General features: G+C 73.3%; 15 protein-coding genes and 2 pseudogenes. 5 read left to right on the top strand and 12 right to left on the bottom strand.

Annotated elements, in window-relative coordinates:
* Positions 1-32: 32 nt before the first annotated feature.
* The 3 genes and pseudogenes from ACFZDC_RS24315 to ACFZDC_RS24305 form a co-directional block, all read right to left on the bottom strand.
* Entirely contained in the window at positions 33-914 is an 882-nt protein-coding gene (locus tag ACFZDC_RS24315) for a short-chain dehydrogenase/reductase (protein ID WP_391327015.1), read from the bottom strand.
* Between the two features lie 64 nt (positions 915-978).
* The gene (locus ACFZDC_RS24310) at positions 979-1,416 is read right to left on the bottom strand and encodes a hypothetical protein (RefSeq protein WP_391327013.1); all 438 of its coding nucleotides are present in this window, start codon (positions 1,414-1,416) and stop codon (positions 979-981) included.
* Between the two features lie 234 nt (positions 1,417-1,650).
* Positions 1,651-2,062 (bottom strand): annotated as a pseudogene (locus tag ACFZDC_RS24305) (NAD(P)/FAD-dependent oxidoreductase); the annotation flags it as partial.
* A 204-nt stretch (positions 2,063-2,266) separates the two neighbouring features.
* On the opposite strand from ACFZDC_RS24305, the gene ACFZDC_RS24300 reads away from it, so the two are divergent.
* Positions 2,267-2,491, top strand: coding sequence for a hypothetical protein (locus tag ACFZDC_RS24300; RefSeq protein ID WP_391327011.1), 225 nt, complete (start codon positions 2,267-2,269; stop codon positions 2,489-2,491).
* A gap of 37 nt (positions 2,492-2,528) precedes the next feature.
* Here the strand turns inward: ACFZDC_RS24300 and ACFZDC_RS24295 are convergent, their stop codons facing one another.
* Entirely contained in the window at positions 2,529-3,458 is a 930-nt protein-coding gene (locus tag ACFZDC_RS24295) for a YegS/Rv2252/BmrU family lipid kinase (protein ID WP_391327009.1), read from the bottom strand.
* Between the two features lie 52 nt (positions 3,459-3,510).
* Positions 3,511-5,103, bottom strand: a complete 1,593-nt coding sequence (locus ACFZDC_RS24290) for an FAD-linked oxidase C-terminal domain-containing protein (protein WP_391327007.1) — start codon at positions 5,101-5,103, stop codon at positions 3,511-3,513.
* Between the two features lie 83 nt (positions 5,104-5,186).
* Here ACFZDC_RS24290 and ACFZDC_RS24285 point away from each other — a divergent pair, with 83 nt between their 5' ends.
* Both ACFZDC_RS24285 and ACFZDC_RS24280 read left to right on the top strand, forming a co-directional pair.
* Positions 5,187-5,786, top strand: a complete 600-nt coding sequence (locus ACFZDC_RS24285) for a TetR family transcriptional regulator (RefSeq protein WP_391327005.1) — start codon at positions 5,187-5,189, stop codon at positions 5,784-5,786.
* The gene (locus ACFZDC_RS24280; protein ID WP_391327004.1) at positions 5,783-7,366 is read left to right on the top strand and encodes an FAD-dependent oxidoreductase; all 1,584 of its coding nucleotides are present in this window, start codon (positions 5,783-5,785) and stop codon (positions 7,364-7,366) included. Before ACFZDC_RS24285 ends, ACFZDC_RS24280 begins: the two co-directional genes overlap by 4 nt.
* Here ACFZDC_RS24280 and ACFZDC_RS24275 read toward each other — a convergent pair.
* Positions 7,359-8,720: a tannase/feruloyl esterase family alpha/beta hydrolase gene (locus ACFZDC_RS24275; RefSeq protein ID WP_391327003.1), complete on the bottom strand. Its 1,362-nt coding sequence runs from the start codon at positions 8,718-8,720 to the stop codon at positions 7,359-7,361. The two genes, ACFZDC_RS24280 and ACFZDC_RS24275, sit on opposite strands and share 8 nt — an antisense overlap.
* A 445-nt stretch (positions 8,721-9,165) precedes the next feature.
* Here ACFZDC_RS24275 and ACFZDC_RS24270 point away from each other — a divergent pair, with 445 nt between their 5' ends.
* Entirely contained in the window at positions 9,166-10,440 is a 1,275-nt protein-coding gene (locus ACFZDC_RS24270) for a cytochrome P450 (RefSeq protein WP_391327001.1), read from the top strand.
* 13 nt (positions 10,441-10,453) lie between these two features.
* Here the strand turns inward: ACFZDC_RS24270 and ACFZDC_RS24265 are convergent.
* Positions 10,454-10,582: pseudogene (locus ACFZDC_RS24265) on the bottom strand (oxidoreductase); the annotation flags it as partial.
* 157 nt (positions 10,583-10,739) lie between these two features.
* Here ACFZDC_RS24265 and ACFZDC_RS24260 point away from each other — a divergent pair.
* On the top strand, positions 10,740-13,049 hold the full coding sequence (locus ACFZDC_RS24260) for an FUSC family protein (RefSeq protein WP_391326999.1): 2,310 nt from the start codon (positions 10,740-10,742) through the stop codon (positions 13,047-13,049).
* Between the two features lie 30 nt (positions 13,050-13,079).
* Here the strand turns inward: ACFZDC_RS24260 and ACFZDC_RS24255 are convergent, their stop codons facing one another.
* From ACFZDC_RS24255 to ACFZDC_RS24235, 5 genes are all read right to left on the bottom strand, one after another.
* Positions 13,080-14,144, bottom strand: coding sequence for a YhjD/YihY/BrkB family envelope integrity protein (locus ACFZDC_RS24255; RefSeq protein WP_391326997.1), 1,065 nt, complete (start codon positions 14,142-14,144; stop codon positions 13,080-13,082).
* 198 nt (positions 14,145-14,342) lie between these two features.
* Positions 14,343-14,741: an ACT domain-containing protein gene (locus ACFZDC_RS24250; RefSeq protein ID WP_391326995.1), complete on the bottom strand. Its 399-nt coding sequence runs from the start codon at positions 14,739-14,741 to the stop codon at positions 14,343-14,345.
* A 249-nt stretch (positions 14,742-14,990) separates the two neighbouring features.
* Entirely contained in the window at positions 14,991-15,647 is a 657-nt protein-coding gene (locus ACFZDC_RS24245; RefSeq protein ID WP_391326994.1) for a sigma-70 family RNA polymerase sigma factor, read from the bottom strand.
* A gap of 166 nt (positions 15,648-15,813) precedes the next feature.
* Entirely contained in the window at positions 15,814-16,479 is a 666-nt protein-coding gene (locus ACFZDC_RS24240) for a hypothetical protein (RefSeq protein WP_391326992.1), read from the bottom strand.
* A 156-nt stretch (positions 16,480-16,635) separates the two neighbouring features.
* Entirely contained in the window at positions 16,636-17,292 is a 657-nt protein-coding gene (locus ACFZDC_RS24235; protein ID WP_391326990.1) for a ScbR family autoregulator-binding transcription factor, read from the bottom strand.
* Positions 17,293-17,312: the final 20 nt, after the last annotated feature.

Below are 17,312 nucleotides of genomic sequence, written 5' to 3'. Positions count from 1 at the left end.
GGAGGTCTTTCGGCATCGGGGGTGCTCCGAGCTCACCGGTGGCGCCCGGTCGCCGCACGGTCTGCCTCGCCCCCCGCGCCCAGCAGTCCCGTGGGGAGGAAGGGCTCCTCGGCCTGAAGGCGGGGCAGCTCGCGACGGGACACCCGCAGGACCACAGCGGGCAGGGCCGCGCGGACCGGCTGGACCAGCCGCAGCCAGGGCGGCGCGTACACGGCCGTGCGACGGCGTTCCAAGCCGCGGACGACCTGGGCGGCGACCACGCCGACGGGGTGGACCCGGCGGCCGGGCGAGGGCATGTGCGCGCGGAGTTCCCGCAGGACGGCGTGCCGGTCGGCGTCGCGCACCATGTCGGTATCCGTCCAGTTGAGATAGGCGATGCCCACGCCGACGCGCTGGTGGGCCACTTCGGCCCGCAGTGCGTGCGCGAAGGCTTCCACCCCTGCTTTCGAGGCGCAGTAGGCGCTCATCAGGGGCGCGGAACCGAGGGCCGCCAGGGAGGCGATCTGCAGGTAGTAGCCGGCCGTGACGACCAGATCCGGCAGGAAGGCCCGGGCCGTCTGGGCGCTGCCGGTGAGGTTCACGTCGATCACGCGGCGCCAGTCCGCGGGATCCGAGGAGGCGAACGGACCGCCCTCGGCGATACCGGCGTTCGCGATGACGGCGGACGGAGGCCCCAGACGTCGGCGTACCTCGCACGCGGCGGTCCGCAGGGCCGAGGCATCGGTGACGTCGACCCCGACCGCCAGTGCCGGTCCCGGCACGCGGGCGGCGACCTCCTCCAGCAGGTCCGGCTCGTGTCCCAGGAGCGCCGGCCTGCCACCGCGCCGGGCGATCTCGTACGCGAGTGCGGCGCCCACTCCGCGTGCGGCACCGGTCACCACGACCGTCCGGCCCTTCAGAGGGCTGCTGCGCACCGGGTCCCTCCCTCCTGCCGGTGGTGATGGATTCCTTGGGAACCGTTTCTTTCCGGGGCCCGGATCAGGGGCTTGCCGTGTGGTCGGGGTGCCCGCGGGTGCGGCGGGCCTCCTTCATCTCGGCCTCGTACAAGTGGTCGCGTCCCTGCGCCAGTTCGCTCACCGCACTCTTCTCGAGCTGTTGGAACGGCTGGTAGTAGGTGCGGTCGTAGGCCTCGACGATCTGGAAGGTCCAGTGCCCGGGGATGACGTTGCGGCCCAGGATCTCCGTCTCGACCTTGTCGGCCCATTCCGGATGGCCGGCCTCCCTCAGGAGGCGCACCGCTCGGTCGAGTTGGAGGTCGGCGCCACCGGTCAACTGGTGGAAGTCGTAGAGGCGGCCACGTGCCCGTTCGGTCGTCTCCAGCGCTTTGGACAGTGCTCCGAGGGCCTCGACGGTCTTGTCGTCGACGCCCTCGGGGCGTCGGTGCCGGCGGTCGGGGCCGTCCTGGTACTCGCTCATGCCGCTCCCTGTCGTGCTCGCCGGGTGCCCGGACCCGGCACGGCGGGTGCCCTTGCTCCGGGCTCTTCGCTGTCTTCGGCCTCGTGTCGCTGTCTTCGGTCTCGTGCTCCCGGTTCTCTCTCCTCGGTCTCCGGTTTTGTCGGTCTCCGGTCTTCTCGGTCTCCGGTCGTCGCGTTCGCTGGTCTCTTCTCGATCCTGCGGGTGTCCGGATGCAGTCGTCGGCCGGCGGGCTGGTCAGCGCTTGCGACCGGTCCGGTCGCGACGGGTGAGGACGCGCTGAGCGCGCGCCAGGCCCGGGACCCGCCGACCGCGCAGCGCGGCCCGCGCGGCGTTCGCACCTGGTGCGCCGTGCACACCGCCGCCGGGGTGGGCGCCGGCGGAGGCCAGGAAAAGACCGCGCACGCACGGGGGTCCGGGCGCCCGGTTCCGGGTTTCGGCGCAAGACGAGCTGCTGGTGGACGGCGGTCGTGCCACCGTGGATGGCGCCGTCGAGAGGTTGCCGTCGAGCGCTTGCAGGGTGGGGGCGCCAGGATGCGCCGACCGCGGATGCGGGACCGGAAACCGGGCGCGAAGTGCTCGACCTGACTTTCGACACGGTCGGCCACGCGTTCCCGTCCGCAGGGCCCCAGCCCCCGGTGATGCCTTCGGCGCGGCCGGGCCGGCTTTGATCAGTCGATGCCGAACCGCCACGGGCGCCTCCCGGGTGCTGGGTCCTCGCTTGCGTCATCCGTCATCGCCGAGTGCCCTGGCCGGCAGCCGCCCAACCGCGCGACAGATCGTCCCAGGGGCGTCAGGAGGTAACGCGCCGTGCTCGGATGCGCCCGCGGCCGATCCGGCAGACCCTGGAGCCATGACCGGCAAGCGCCCCGTGATCGTGCACCTGCCCTGCCCGACCGGTGGCCGGCGGGTGCGGGTGGACGGTGAGATCCTCGGTTTGGCGCACAGCGTGCGCGACCTGGTCGAGTTCCTGCGCCGGGCCGGGCTGGAGATCGAGCCGGAGGAAGTGGCCGACTCGCCGCTCATCGACTGGCGCGGCGTGGGACCCGACCGGTGGGAGGCGGAGACGCGGACCTGAGGGAACCCTCCGCATCTCGGCGAAGCGTTCGGGAGCCTCAGTGGCCGCCTCCGCCGTGCGGCTCGTCCGGGCCGTCAGCGGCCGGCCGGCACAGCACGGGCAGGTCGGCGGGCCGTACCCGGACCGTCACCGGCAACGTGGCCTCCACCTCGCCGTCGGCTCCGTAGGGGACCGGTCGGGACGCCTCGATGCGGAGTTCCTTCCCGCGCAGGACCCGCACTTGGGGCCGGTGGACGTGGGCGCCCGTCTTCAGCTCGTTCATCAGGGCGAAGAAGAGCCGGCGCGGCGCCTCCCGGATCATGACCACGTCGAGCAGTCCGTCGTCGACCCGTGCGCCGGGGGCGATGAGCCGGCCGGAGCCGTAGTAGGGGGAGTTGGCGACCACGACGGTGTAGCCGCGGTGTGCGTGTTCCTCACCGTCGACGGTGACCCGGTAGTCCGCCGGCCGCCAGGTGGTCACGGCGCGCAGGCCGCCCGCGTAGTAGGAGGCGGCTCCGCGCAGCAGCCGGGCATGGTTGGCGTGCCGGTTGGCCAGCGCGTCGACCCCCGCGTAGACGCTGCCCAGGACCACGGTGCCGCGGTGGACGGCCGACTCGACCTCGATGGTGTCGACCTGCCGGGGCTCGGCGTGCAGCAGGATGTCTGCGAGTGCGGCGGGCTCGCCGGGCAGGTCCAGCGCCCTGGCGAAGTCGTTGCCGCGTCCGGCGGGTACCAGGCCGAGGACGGTCCCGGTGCCGCTGAGCGCTCCGCCGATGCCGCCGGCCATGCCGTCGCCGCCGACCGCCAGCACCACCCGGCCGCGTTCCCCGGCCTGCCGGGCGATGTCCTGGGCGTGCGCGAGGCTGTTGCTGTACTCCGTCTCCAGCTCGGCCCCGGCCTCGCGGAGCAGGCGGGCCACGTGGAGCAGTGTCGCCGCCCCGGTCGAGTCGCCCGCGGTCGGGTTGACGACGGCGGTGAACTGTCGCATCGGTGTGCCTCCGGGCGGTGACGGTAGGGGCGGAACGGCCGGGTGGGGTGGGTCAGTCGGTGGGCAGCAGGACGCCGGGGTTGAGGAGGCCGTCGGGGTCCAGCCGCCGCTTGACGGCTCGCAGGGTTTCCACGCCGAGCGGTCCGGCCTCCCTGACGTACCAGTCGCGGTGGTCGGTGCCCACCCCGTGGTGGTGGGTGATGGTTCCGCCGGCGGCGAGTACGGCGTCGTTGGCGGCGTGCTTGGCCGGTGTCCAGTGTGCGACGGGGTCGTCGCCCTGGGCGCTGACGACGGTGAAGTAGAGCGAGGCACCGTTCTCGTACACGTGGGAGATGTGGCACATCACCAGGGGCGGGGTGCCGGTCCGGGTGAGGGTGTCGGTGAGGGCGGCGCGGACCGCGGTGTACAGGTCGGGGATGCGGGACCAGAAGGCGGCGGTCTCCAGTGTTTCGGCGAAGGCTCCCACATCGAGCAGGGCGTCGCGCAGGTAGGGCGCGGAGTAGCGGCCGTGGGCCCAGCGCTCGCCGGGTTCGGCTCCGGCCAGGGTGCCACCGCAGGCGCTCAGTACGGCCGCCGCCCGCTCACGACGCTGCGCGGTGTCCTCGGCCGTGCCCTCGTAGCCGGTGATCGCAAGGCAGCCGGCGTCGCTCTGCGCCAACCCTGCGCCGATGGCCTCGGGCTGGGCGAGGCCGATGAGCGTCTCGGTCTCGTCGGACAGGCGCAGCACGGTCGGCCGTGGTCCGTCCTGGGCGAGCCGGCGCAGGGCCGCGGCTCCCTCCTCGAACGAGGCGAACCGCCAGCCTTCGTAGACGCGTACCTCCGGCAGCGGGCGGATGCGTACGGTGACGGAGGTGATGACACCGAAGGCGCCCTCGGAGCCGAGGATCAGTTGACGCAGGTCGGGTCCGGCGGCGGAACGGGGAGCGCGGCCCGTCTCGATGGTTCCCTCGGGGGTGGCGAGGGTGAGGCCGAGGACCATCTCGTCGAAGCGGCCGTATCCGGCCGAGGCCTGTCCGCTGGATCGGGCGGCGGCGAAGCCGCCGATGGTGGCCCACTCGTAGGACTGCGGGAAGTGGCCGAGGGTGAAGCCCTGTCGGGCGAGCAGGGCTTCGGCGTCGGGGGCGCGCAGGCCAGGCTGGAGGACGGCGGTGCGGGAGACCGGGTCGAGGTCGAGCAGGCCGTTCATGCGGCGCAGGTCCAGGGCGACGAAGGCGCTCCGTTCGGGGGCGAGTCCGCCCACGACGGAGGTGCCGCCGCCGAAGGGCACGGCGGCCAGAGCGTGCGCGGCGCAGGCCTTCAGTACGGCGATGACCTCGTCGTGGGAGGCGGGCAGGACCACGGCCTGCGGGACGTCCGAGACGTCTCCGGCGCGCAGGCGCAGCAGGTCGGGCGTGGACTTGCCGCGGGTGTGCCGGATGCGGCTCTCCGCGTCCGTACGGACGTGTTCGTCGCCGCCGACGGCCTGGGCGAGCGCCTTCAGGGCGGCGGGGTCGGCCGTGGGCTCGGGCAGGCGGATGTCCTCCAGGGCGAGCGCCGGCGTGGTGCGGGGTTTGACGCCGAGCAGGTCGCGCAGCAGTCCGGTCACCGTGTCGGGCAGCGGTGCCGCCTTGGCCGGGTCGCCCCAGCCGTTCCACAGCATGTCCATCGAAGGGTCGTCCTCACAGGTCGGTGTGCTCGGTTCGCGCGGCGTCGTCTCCGCCCGGCCCCCGGGGCGTTACACTGTGACACATGACGCCTATTCGTCACAACGGCTCGGACAGCGATCACGTACTCGACGCGGTGCGCGACTGTGTGCTGGCCGTCGGGGTCCGCCGCACCACCCTCGCCGACGTGGCCCGCCGCGCCGGCGTCTCCCGGATGACCCTGTACCGGCGCTGGCCCGACCTGCGCACCCTTGTGGGCGACCTGATGACCCGCGAGTGGATCGACGTGGCCACCCGCGCCATACCGGAGCCCGCCTCCGGGACGGACACGCGCACCCGGATCGTGGAGGGCCTGGTGGCGGGGGTGGAGGCGTTCCGCGCACACCCCCTCTTCCGCAAGATCGTCGACGTCGATCCCGAACTGCTGCTGCCCTACGTGCTCGACCGGCGCGGGGCGAGCCAGCAGGCGCTGCTGGCGCTGCTGACCGACGCGCTGCGCGAGGGCCACGCGGACGGCTCGGTGCGTACCGCCCACACCGAGCGGCAGGCCCGCGCGCTGCTGCTGATCGTGCAGTCCTTCACCCTGTCCCTGCGCACGATGACCGACGAGGACGACCCTGAACTGGACTCCTCGGCCTTCCTCGGCGAGCTGCGCACCCTTCTGGAGAGGACCCTGACGCCATGAGCCACACCGAGGCAGTACCCGGCTCGTCCCTCGGCCCGGGTCGCCGTACCCGGGAACTGGCCGAGGCGGTGGACGGCAGGATGGCCGACGTCCTGGTCGTCGGGCTCGGCGCCACGGGGGCCGGGGCCGCTCTGGACGCGGCCGCCCGCGGACTGGACGTCGTCGCGGTCGACGCCCACGACCTGGCCTTCGGCACCTCCCGCTGGAGCTCCAAGCTCATCCACGGCGGGCTGCGCTATCTGGCTTCCGCGCAGTTCGACGTCGCCCACGAGAGCGCGGTCGAACGTGGGGTGCTGATGACCCGCACCGCCCCGCACCTGGTGGTCGCCCAGCCGTTCGTGCTGCCGTTGACGCCACTGGTGTCACGGGCTCAGGCCTCGCTGGCCTGGGCCGGGTTCCGGGCCGGCGACATGCTGCGGCTGGCCGCGCGCACCCCGCGGCAGGTCCTGCCCGCCCCGCGCCGTCTGTCGGGGACCGAGACCCGGCACCTGGCGCCCTCGGTGCGCGCGGACGGGCTGCGCGGCGGGCTGCTGTCCTGGGACGGCCGGGTCACCGACGACGCCCGGCTGGTGACCGCCCTGGCGAGGACCGCCGCCGCGCACGGTGCGCGGGTGCTGACCCGGATCCGGGTACTGGAGCTGACCGGGGCCGGCGCCCGCGTCCGTGACGAACTCACCGGCGAGGAGGGCGAGATCCGCGCCCGCGCCGTGATCAACGCCACCGGGGTATGGGCGGGCGACCTCGTCGACGGCATACGGATCCGGCCCTCCCGCGGCACCCATCTGGTCCTGCGCTCGGAGCGGCTCGGCCTCCTGCCGGCCGGCCTGCACATCCCCATCCCCGGCGAGACCAACCGCTTCGTCCTGGTCCTGCCCCAGGGGGACGGCCGGGTCTACGTCGGCCTCACCGACGAGCCGGTCGACGGGGCGATCCCCGACGTCCCTGAGGTTCCCGAGACGGACATCGGCTTCCTGCTGGACGTGCTCGGGTCCGTCCTGGACACGCCGGTACGCCGCGACGAGGTCGTCGGCGCCTTCGCCGGGCTGCGCCCCCTGCTGGACACCACCGGGCACGACGGCCCGGGTGGCGCGCCGGCCCGCACCTCCGACATCTCGCGCCGGCACGCGGTCCTGACCTCGTCCGACGGCGTCACCACGATCGTCGGTGGCAAGCTCACCACCTACCGGCGGATGGCGCAGGACGCCGTGGACGCCGCCACCGACGCTCGTGGCCTGCCCACCCGCCCCTCCCCCACCACCGCCCTGCCGCTGGTGGGTGCCGCCGCACCCGCCCGGCTGCGCGCCCTGCCGGCGCCCCGCCGTCTGGTGCGCCGCTACGGCACCGAGGCCCCGGCCGTCCACGCCCTCGCGGAGCGGGACCCGGCCCTGGCCGAACCGGTCCTGCCGGGACATCCGGTCACCCGGGCCGAACTCGTGTGGGCCGCCCTGCACGAGGGCGCCCTCGACGCGGCGGACCTCCTGGACCGGCGCACCCGGATCGGCCTCGTCCCCGAGGACCGCACCGAGGCGCTCGCGATCGCCCAGGAGATCCTGGCGCAGGCGACTGCCGACCTCATGTGAGCGAACCGGTGTTGACCAGATCGCCGGAGCGCGGCCGGGGGACGGTCCCGCCGGCCGGGGGCTCCTCGTGGCGCTCCACCCAGGCCGTCAGCGCCGTGAAGGCGGCGCGGTAGCAGGGCAGGATCGGCCGCAGCCGGTCCGGGTAGGTGTCGTAGAGGCTGTCGACATGGGTGCCGCCCTCGATCCGGTAGTAGCGGTGCAGGGCGGACCGGCCCTGCTCGGCGACCATCCGTGCGTAGACGTCGGACTGGACGGCGATGGGCACCAGTGCGTCGAGGGTGCCGTGCAGCGTGATCATCGGTTTCCCGATGCGGCCGGTGAGCGCGATCCGGGCGACCGCGTCGTGGACCGGGCGGGGCCGTGCGGCGTAGTCGTACGCGGCGTCGGAGGGGCAGGGGGCGAGGATCTCCTCGGGGGTCGCACCGGCCGAGGCGCCGGGACAGCCGGGGTCGTAGCCGGGGTCGAGCTCGGCGCGGTAGATCTTCTGAGTCAGGCCCCAGTACACCTTCTCGTGGTAGGGCCACAGGAACTCCGAGCCGCGTGCGAAGCCGGCCGCGTACATGTCCGCGTCGTCGGCCCGGCCCAGTTGGCGGGCGACGGCGGTGGGCAGGAAGGTGAGCAGGTTGGGGCCGTCGGGCCGCCACAGCGGGCCCTCCCAGTCGACACCGCCGTCGTAGAGCTCGGGGTGGTTCTCCAGCTGCCAGCGGGTGAGGTAGCCGCTGTTGGAGATCCCGGTCATGTAGGTGCGGCGCGGGGCGTGTCCGTAGTGCTGTGCCACCACCGCCTTGGCCGCCCTGGTCAGCTGGGTGGTGCGCCGGTGCCATTCGGTGAGGGCGTCGCCGGGACGGTCGCCGTCGGTGTAGAAGTCCGGGCCGCAGTTGCCCTTGTCGGTGGCGGCGAACGCGTACCCCTGGGCCAGCACCCAGTCGGAGACGAGGGTGTCCATCGAGTACTGCTTGCGGACACCCGGGGCGCCGGTGACGACCAGCTTGCCGTTCCAGTGCTCGGGCAGCCGGATGACGAACTGGGCGTCGAGGTTCCAGCCGTGCGTGGTGTTGAGGCGCGAGGAGCCGGGGAAGCAGCCGTCGATCTGCACGCCGGGCACGCCGGAGGGGTTGCGGGTGCCCTGGGCCGTGAGTCCGGCCCAGTCGGCGGCGTCGGTGTAGGGCGTGCCGACGAGGGCGCTCGTCGTCAGGTCGTCGTGGCGGGAGATCTGCTGCCGGTCGGCACCGGGCACGGTGAGCCGGCGCCGACCGGGGGGACCGTCGTCGGAGCGGGCCGCGGTCGCGGGGGTGACAGCGGCCGCTGCCAGCAGGGCGGCGGACAGAAGAGTGGTTCGTCGACTGGGGCGCATGACGCACATCGTTGGCTCCCCCGGCCGGCTCGGCCATGGGGGAAACACATACACCAGCGGCATCCGCAGTAGAGCCCATGCACATGCTTGCCCCGGTCGGGCACCACCTGAGGCGGGAGGGGCTCCGGCGTGCGGGCCCTCGGCGCCTGCGGCACGCTACGGAGAAGGACAGAGAAGGGACAGAGCGTGGCCGACGGTGGCAGGCCGCTCCGGCCGTCCGGACGAGGCAGCGGAAACGACGACGGGCGAGAGCACGAGCCGAGGACCCGACCGGGCGGGGACCACCCGGCGCCACGGCTGGAACGCGTGCTCGTACGGCGGACACACCCGCTCGCGAACGGATCTCCGCCCGGGTTCACCGGTGTGGAACACGGGACCTGCTGACGCACGGCCGCTCATCCCGGGCTCCGCACTCGGGAAACGGGACATTCAGGAGTGATGCGCCATGACCCTCGGCCCCCCGTCCACACCGCCCGACCCGCAGGTGAGGTCCTGGCCCGTCGACGACCTGCCCGCACTGGAACCCGATCCCTTCCTGGACGACGTGCTCCGCGACGAGCCGATCACCCGGATCGCGCTGCCGTACGGCTCCGGGCACGCGTGGCTGGTCACCCGCTACGAGGACGTCCGCTTCGTCACCTCCGACCCGCGCTTCTCCCGCGAGCAGGTCGTGGGGCGCGAGGTGACCAGCATGGCGCCGCAGGCCGTGGCGTCGCAGACAGCCGGTCTGCAGTACATCGACCCGCCCCGGCACACCCGGCTGCGCAGGGTCGTGGCCCGGGCGTTCACCGCCAGGAGCATGGAGAGGCTGCGCCCCATGGCGGAGCGCACGGCGCAGCGGATGCTCGACGCGATGGAGAAGGCCGGCCCTCCGGGCGACCTCATGGAGCATCTGCACACCCCCTTCCCGATCGCCGTCGTCTGCTTCTTCCTCGGCGCGGACGAGGACGACTGGCACCAGTGGGCCGGGAACTCCGAGGCGCTGCTGTCCAAGGCCGCCGACGGGGGCGAACGCCATCAGGCGGCGCGCCGGGCGACCCGCGGCCGTGTCGTCGAGCTCCTGCGACGCCGCCGCGCCGAGCCCCGGGACGATCTCGCGGGGGTGCTGGCCCAGGCCGCCGCCGCGGGCGAGATCACCGAGGACGAGGCAATCTCCCTGGCCATGGCCATCTACGTCAGCGGCGGTCACGCGGTGCGCAACAACAGCGGCTCCATGATGTACGCGCTGCTGACCCACCCGGAGCAACTCGAGCAGCTGCACCGTGATCCCGCGCTGCTGCCCAGAGCCGTCGAGGAGCTGTACCGCTTCGTTCCCCACCGCAACGGTGTCGGGATCCCCCGCATCGCCACGGAGGACGTGGAGATCGGCGGCCATCTCATCCGCAAGGGCGAGGTCGTGTACAACGCCTATGTCGCCGCGAACCGCGATCCCGAGGTCTTCCCCGAACCCGACGTACTGGACTTCCGCCGGGAGGGTGCCGCGCATCTCGCCTTCGGCCACGGCCCCCACTTCTGCCTGGCGGCCCTGATGGCCCGCATGGAGGCCGAGGTCATGATCAAGGCCGTGCTCGACCGGCTCCCCGGTGTCCGGCTCGCGGTACCCGCCGACGAGATCGAGTTCCAGCGCGAGGGCCTCATCCGCGGGCCGAGGACCCTGCCGGTCACCTGGTGGCCCTCCACCGATCAGGCAGGGTCGAGTCGACGTACCCGCCGTCGATGAGCCGCGCCCCGGTGCGGGGGGCCGATGCCTGCTTGAGCGACTTGCGTGCGCCGACCCGGGTGAGGACGATCGCGATGGCGGCACCGATGCCCTGCGTCGAGCCGGTGACCAGGGCGGTGCGTCCTGTGACATCGATGCGCATGGGTGAGTTCCCTTCGCCTGGTCCGGGGATGCGCGACGCCCTGGCCCGGGGATGCGCGACGCCGTCACGTCCGTGCGATGTCGACTGCCCGGACACGGGAACGGATACTCGGTAATCGGTGGACGCGCGGGCACTCCCGGACGGAAGGTCGCGGCGGATGCAGGCAGCACCTGGCTCCAACCTGCTGGGAAAGGCTCCGGCATGGCTGCGGGCGCACGACCCCGAGCTCGCCGCCACCCGCAGGGCGGCCCGCACCGCCGTGGTGATGCCGACGCTGTTCGCGCTGTCCAATCAGGTGTTCCACTCGCCGCCGATGGCGACCTACGCGGCGTTCGGCTCCTTCGCCATGCTGCTGCTGGTCGAGTTCACCGGGCCGATGGTGCAGCGGCTGCGCGCCCATGTGGGCCTCGCCGTGGCCTGGCTGGTGCTCATCTGCCTCGGCACCCTCGCGTCCCACGAGAACTGGATCGCGGTCACCGCCACGGTCGTGGTCGGCTTCCTCGTGCTGTTCGCGGGGGTCGTCAGCTCCGTGCTCGCCGGGGCGTCGACCGCGCTGCTCCTCGCCTTCGTGCTGCCGGTGACCACGCCGGCGCCGCTGTCGCAGCTGCCCGAGCGGCTGGCCGGCGCGGGACTCGCCTCGGCCGGCGCCCTGCTCGCCGTCTCGCTGCTGTGGCCGCGCCCCACCGCGGATCCGCTGAGCGCGCCCGCCGCCCGGGTCTGCCGGGCGGCCGCGGCACAGCTGCGCACCGACGCGTCGCACCTGGCGGAGGACACCGGCGCGCCGAGCGTGCGGACATGCAAGGAGGCCGCCGACGCGACCGCCGTCGCCACGGCCGGCCTGCGCAGCGCCTTCGAGGGGACCCCCTACCGGCCCACGGGGCTGTCCACCAGCTCGCGTGCGCTGGTACGCCTGGTCGACGAGCTGACCTGGCTCAGCGCGATCGTGGCCGACAGCGCTCCCCCGTCGGACGGTCATCCGCTCTGCGACCCCGAGGCCCGCGCGGTGCGGCTGGCTGCAGCCTCCGTGCTGGAGCGGACCGCCGACCTGCTGGACGCACCGCGCGGCTCTCCCGACGCGCTGCGCGCGGCGACGACGCGGTTGCGTACGGCCATGAGCCGCATGGAGCGCAGCGCCACCGCCCTGCTTCCGATGCGCCTGCCCGGTCCGAGCACGGAGCCGGAGGTCCGCGCCTTCATCGCGACCCTGGATCTGTCCTTCCGCGCCCAGGAACTGGGTTTCGCGGCCCTCCGGATCGCGGACAACGTGGATCTGGCGGCAGCGGCGGAACGGCGCAACTGGCCCGAGCGGCTGCTCGGCCTGGAACCGGGCGGCCCGGCCCAGCCGCTGGCCGCGGCGCGCGAGCGGGCCTTCGCCCACCTGCGGCCCAACTCGGTGTGGCTGCACAACAGTTTGCGCGGCGCGGTCGGTCTGGGCATCGCGGTCACCCTGGTGGAGCTGACCGGCGTTCAGCACTCGTTCTGGGTGCTGCTCGGAATCCTGTCGGTGCTGCGTTCGAACGCCCTCAGTACCGGGCAGAACGCGATCCGTGCGCTCGGCGGGACCATCGTCGGTTCCGTCATCGGCGCCGGGCTGCTGCAGCTCATCGGCCACCATGGCACCGCGCTGTGGTTCCTGCTGCCGGTGGCGGTGCTGATCGCCGGCATCGCACCGGCCGCCGTGTCCTTCGCCGCCGGTCAGGCGGCCTTCACCGTCACGCTGGCGATCCTGTTCAACATCGGCCACAACCCCAACTGGCACATCGTGCTGCTGCGGATCCAGGACATCGGGATCGGCTGTGCCGTCAGTGTGCTCGTGGGCCTGTTCTTCTGGCCGCGTGGCGCCGCTGCCGCCATGGACCGGGCACTCGCCGAGGCCTACACCGGCAGCGCCCGCTATCTGGCGGGCGCCGTCGAGTACGCCGTGGGCCGCTGCGGTGCAAGGCCCTCGGCGGCGGACGCTCCCCTGGAGGAGGGACGCGAGGCGGCGGCCGCCGCGCGCAGGCTCGACGACGCCTTCCGCAGCTTCCTGGCCGAACGCGGCGCGAAACCGGTCTCCTTGGCGGACATCACCACCCTGGTCACCGGCATCGTCGGGCTGCGGCTCGCCGCGGACGCGGTGCTCGGGCTGTGGCAGCGCGCGGGCGAGCTGCACGCGGGCACGGACCGGGCCGAGGCGCGCCTGGTGCTGCTGGGCGCAGCGGGCCGGGTGTCCGGCTGGTACCGGGATCTCGCCGTGAGCCTGACCGGTCACTCCGCGGTCCGGGATCCGCTGCCGCGCAATCCCGCGGCCGAGGCGAGCCTGGTCGACTCGGTCCGCCACGACCTGCGCGACGACGACGGACGGGCCTCCGACACGGCCGTACGCATCATCTGGACCGTCGACCACCTCAACGCGGCCCGGCGGCTTCAGCCGAGCCTGGCCGCCGCGGCCGGGGCCGGTGATGCACTCGGGATGCCCCTCGGGTGACCACGGTCCGCGACGCGACCACCGGACCGCTCACGCATCGCCGAGCCGGCGCACGTCCTCCTCGTCCCAGGTGCGCGTGTCGCGCGGTTCGACGTACGGCTCCGCCTCGGGCGGGTACCCGCCGGCGATCGCCCGCTGGCGCACGGTCTCCGCGTCGAACTCCAGGCCCAGCAGGATCGCCAGGTTGCTGATCCACAGCCAGACGAGGAAGACGATGACGCCGGCCATGGTGCCGTAGGTCTTGTTGTAGGAGGCGAACCCGGCGACGTACAGCGCGAATCCGGCGGACGCGATCATCCAGATGAGCAGGGCCAGGAAACTGCCCGGGGTGATCCAGCGGAATCCCTTCACCTTGGCGTTCGGGCTGGCCCAGTACAGGATCCCGACCATCACCGTGACGAGCAGGACCAGGACCGGCCATTTGGCGATCGACCACGCCGTCAGCGCGGTGTCGCCGATCCCGATCGCCTGACCGGCCTGGTGGGCCAGGCCACCGGTGAACACCACGATCAGCGCGCTGATCACGGCGAGGACCATCAGCACGACCGTCACGCCGAGGCGTACCGGGAGGATCTTCCAGACCGGCCGGCCCTCGGGGACGTCATAGACCGCGTTGGCGGCGCGGATGAACGCGGCTACGTAGCCGGAGGCCGACCAGATCGCGAGCGCCACCCCGACGACGGCGAGGACGGATCCGGTGCCGGAGCTGCCCTGCAGCTGCTCGACGGCCCGGGTCATGATGTCGCGGGCCGGTCCGGGGGTGAGGTGCTTGAGATTGTTCAGCACCTTGTCCGTGGCGGACTTCCCGGTGATGCCGAGCAGGGACACCAGCACCAGCAGTGCCGGGAAGAGGGACAGCACGGCGTAGTAGGTCAGCGCGGCGGCCCGGTCGGTCAGCTCGTCGTCCTTGAACTCGCGCAGCGAGCCCTTGAGTACCTTGCCCCAGGCCTGTCTGGGCAGCTTCGTCGGCGCGTCCGGGGCCCGCCGCTCGACCTCGGGGCCGGGCCCGGCCTCCTCCGGCGCCGGTACCGCGGGCGCCTGCGCCTCGTCGTTACCGTGATGATCCTTGTGCCCTGGAAGATGCAGCTTCGCCATGTCCGTCGGGTACCCCGGGTCGCGCGCCTACACAGCCGGGAGCGAGGCCATCACCCGGTGCGCACGACCGGGCCCTTCCGGGATGTGCCTGCGGGCACCACCGCGACCGACGGCGCCCGGTCCACACCCTCCGGAGACGGGTGCGTCCGAGGTCGGGGAAAACGCCCGGACCCGTGTACGCGCGACTCGCGCGCCGGCTCAGGTGGAGCGGCCCGACAGCCCCTCCAGGACGGCCACCGCCCGCTCGGCGTGCACGTACGGCACGAAGAGGTGGTCGTGATGGAAACCGGCGACGACGTTGCAGCTCAGGCCGGCGTCGGCGAGTTCCCGCGCGACCGCGGCGGTGAGCCCCACCGCCTCCAGCGCGGAGTGGACCCGCAAGGTGATCCAGGCCGCGACGTAGTCGTACGCCATCCCCGCCGCGTCCGCCTCCTCCAGCCGTGCGACCACCGTCAGGCCCTCCGGTTCGGCGACCGTCACCACGGGGTCCACGCCGGAGGGCACGCTCCCCTCGACGGTGGTGAACACATAGCGGCCCGGATTCAGCTCCGGACGCATGCCGTTCAGCAGTTTCTGCAGCTCTTTCTCGCCGGTCATGATCGTCACGTTAGGGGACATGGCGTCGGCGTCGCCCGAAGCGGCTCGGCCTGTCGTCGCGGTGGACCGGACGGCCCAGCCGGGCGGCCCCGGCGCGGGACATGAGGATCCGGCGCCGTCGGTGCGGTACGGGGCGCCCGAGTGCCGCGGGGTGGTCCAGGCGTTCGGTGCGTAGAGCAGACGGACGCCGAACCGGGAGCGCCGAGGGTGCCGGCCGTTTCCGGGGGGCACGGCACCGTCGGCGCGGACTCAGGCCACCGCGGCGGCGGGCTCGTCCTCCTCCGGTGCACCGAGGACGTGGGGGTTGCCCGCGGCGTCCAGCAGATCGATCAGCGTGGCGCGTGCCCGGGCCACCCGGGAGCGGACCGTGCCCACCGGGCAGCCGCTGGCCTCGGCCGCCTCCGCGTAGGGCAGGCCGGCCAACTGGGTGAGCACGAACGCCTCGCGGCGCTCGTCCGGCAGCGCTGCCAGCAGATCCAGCAGGACGATGCCCTCGTCGAAGCCGGGCAGGTCGCGCGGCTGGGCCAGTTCCACGGCCAGCTGCCAGTCGGGGACGTCGGACAGCCGGGGCCGGGCGGCGGCGTACCGGTAACTGTCGATGACAGCCCGGCGCGCGATGGACAGCAGCCAGGCGCGCGCCGAGGAACGGCCCTCGAAGAGGTGCAGGCTGCCGAGCGCACGCAGAAACGTGTCCTGGGCCAGGTCGTCCACGGCCTGATGGTCGGCGCACAGATGGGCGACGTAGCGCTGGACGTCGCGGTGCAGGGCGCGCACGAAACGCTCCACCGCACACGGGTCGCCGCCCCGGGCCGCAAGGGCCCACGCGGTGATCGACTCGTCGGTCGACGCCGGTTGGTCGCTGCTGGCGAGGTCCTCACGCGAGGTGGGCAGGGCAGGAGTGATCACCTGGTGTCCTTCTCGGGTCATCCGGGATCCGGGCCGCGGGCACGGTGGGGCGCCGGCGGTCCGGGTGGAGGGGGTCCGGCCGTACGGCGCCCACGCGGGGGTGCGGCGGGCGCGCGTTCGACCGACGCCCGAGGCGCGCAGGGCGGCCTCGGGGAACCGGCTGTCGTCAGACGACAGCGATCCCGGCGGGCGGACCCCGAGAGATGATCGAGTGGACGAGGAGCAGGAGACGCGGCGTCCGCCGCGAGTGCCGGCGGCGGACGCGCGGACGTGGCCGGTCGGGTGTGACGGGCAGGGCGAGCAACAGCCGCAGCGGAGCGGCGAGCCGGGCGGCCATGGCTCGCAGGACGCGGAACGCGGCCCTCTCGCCGTGTGCCAGCCACAGGCCGCACAGCAGCGCGGCGAGCAGGTGGGCGGCGAGCATCGCGAACGAGGTCGACCCGCCGCCCAGGGAGTGCCCCGTGTGAGGCATGTGGTCCATGGCGCCCGTGGACATGCCCCCCATGGAACCCATGGCATCCCTGGCCGCGGAGTCCATGTGCATCGGCCCCATGTCCATGGCGGCCGGGCCCGTGGCTGCCGGCTGGGCGAGCGAGAACGCCTCGTGCAGCACCGTCTGCGCGGCGACCACGACCGTCACGATGAGCGGGAGCCCGCGCTCACGGCCCGCCAGGGACCACCCGGCGGCACCGGTCACGGCCAGGCCCCCGGTCAGGACCCACCCGGGCACATGCTGACCGGACATCACGACGTGCCCCAGGGCGGCGAGCAGCACGCATACGGCCGCGAACACCGCGGCCCGCACCGTGCGAGAACACCACCCTGCGGTCATGGTGCCTCATCTTCGCATCCGGGCACTGGTCGTCACGCCTCGGTACCGGAGGTGCCCCACCCCGGGACTCAAACGACGCCACGTGATCCAGAACACCCCAACTGGCGGGAACCGGCCGGCCGTTGGCCCCGACCGGTGGGTGAGACCGCTGCCGTGCTACAGACCGGCCATGGTGGTCTCGGTGCCGCGGTCGCCCGTCGGCTCGGCCTCGAGCACCCGGGCGAGGTCCCCGCCGGGCACGGTCGCCAGCCGCGGCAGCAGACAGGTCCAGAACTCCACCATGCGCTCCTTGGAGAGCCAGTCCCTCTCCCTGCTGCCGAGCACCTCGAAACCGACCGTCGCGGCCACGACGGCCCCGGCCACGCAGTCGGGTGAGAGACCCTCCGTCAGCTCCCCGGCCTGCTGGGCCTGGACGACGACGTCGCGCACCCAGCCGTGCCACGATTCCAGCACCGTGGCACCGCCGTCCCGCCCGGGGTCGCCGCCCAGTGTGAATCCGGCCCGCATGACCGGGTCGGCCGCGAACGCGACGACCAGCTGGCGGATCCCGGCCACGAGCACACCGAGCGCGCTGCCGTCCGTGGACCGGCAGCGCTCGGTCATCTCCTCCACCGTGCGCGCGGCAGCACTCTCGATCTCACCGGCGAGGGCGTCCTTGCTCGGGAAGTGGAAGTGCAGAGCGCCGGCGCTCACCCCGGCCCGCTTGCTGATCGCGGGCAGGGACGCACGGGCGTATCCGTCGTGGGCGAAGGCTTCCGCCGCCGCGCGGATGAGTGCCTGCCGCGTGCGAGCCGCCCGTACCTGTTTGACCATGACGCTCTCCTCCTGGGCCT

The organism is Streptomyces sp. NPDC007905 (genome assembly GCF_042959345.1).
GTDB lineage: Bacteria > Actinomycetota > Actinomycetes > Streptomycetales > Streptomycetaceae > Streptomyces.
Note: the sequence above shows the minus strand (reverse complement) of the source record. Positions and strands in the feature narration are given on the sequence as shown.

What these genes read in the sequence shown, in the direction of transcription:
- ACFZDC_RS24310 (WP_391327013.1), bottom strand. Translation starts at nt 1,416, where the DNA reads ATGAGCGAGTACCAGGACGGCCCCGACCGCCGGCACCGACGCCCCGAG.
- ACFZDC_RS24300 (WP_391327011.1), top strand. Translation starts at nt 2,267, where the DNA reads ATGACCGGCAAGCGCCCCGTGATCGTGCACCTGCCCTGCCCGACCGGT.
- ACFZDC_RS24295 (WP_391327009.1), bottom strand. Translation starts at nt 3,458, where the DNA reads ATGCGACAGTTCACCGCCGTCGTCAACCCGACCGCGGGCGACTCGACC.
- ACFZDC_RS24290 (WP_391327007.1), bottom strand. Translation starts at nt 5,103, where the DNA reads ATGGACATGCTGTGGAACGGCTGGGGCGACCCGGCCAAGGCGGCACCG.
- ACFZDC_RS24285 (WP_391327005.1), top strand. Translation starts at nt 5,187, where the DNA reads ATGACGCCTATTCGTCACAACGGCTCGGACAGCGATCACGTACTCGAC.
- ACFZDC_RS24280 (WP_391327004.1), top strand. Translation starts at nt 5,783, where the DNA reads ATGAGCCACACCGAGGCAGTACCCGGCTCGTCCCTCGGCCCGGGTCGC.
- ACFZDC_RS24275 (WP_391327003.1), bottom strand. Translation starts at nt 8,720, where the DNA reads ATGCGCCCCAGTCGACGAACCACTCTTCTGTCCGCCGCCCTGCTGGCA.
- ACFZDC_RS24270 (WP_391327001.1), top strand. Translation starts at nt 9,166, where the DNA reads ATGACCCTCGGCCCCCCGTCCACACCGCCCGACCCGCAGGTGAGGTCC.
- ACFZDC_RS24260 (WP_391326999.1), top strand. Translation starts at nt 10,740, where the DNA reads ATGCAGGCAGCACCTGGCTCCAACCTGCTGGGAAAGGCTCCGGCATGG.
- ACFZDC_RS24255 (WP_391326997.1), bottom strand. Translation starts at nt 14,144, where the DNA reads ATGGCGAAGCTGCATCTTCCAGGGCACAAGGATCATCACGGTAACGAC.
- ACFZDC_RS24250 (WP_391326995.1), bottom strand. Translation starts at nt 14,741, where the DNA reads ATGACCGGCGAGAAAGAGCTGCAGAAACTGCTGAACGGCATGCGTCCG.
- ACFZDC_RS24240 (WP_391326992.1), bottom strand. Translation starts at nt 16,479, where the DNA reads ATGACCGCAGGGTGGTGTTCTCGCACGGTGCGGGCCGCGGTGTTCGCG.
- ACFZDC_RS24235 (WP_391326990.1), bottom strand. Translation starts at nt 17,292, where the DNA reads ATGGTCAAACAGGTACGGGCGGCTCGCACGCGGCAGGCACTCATCCGC.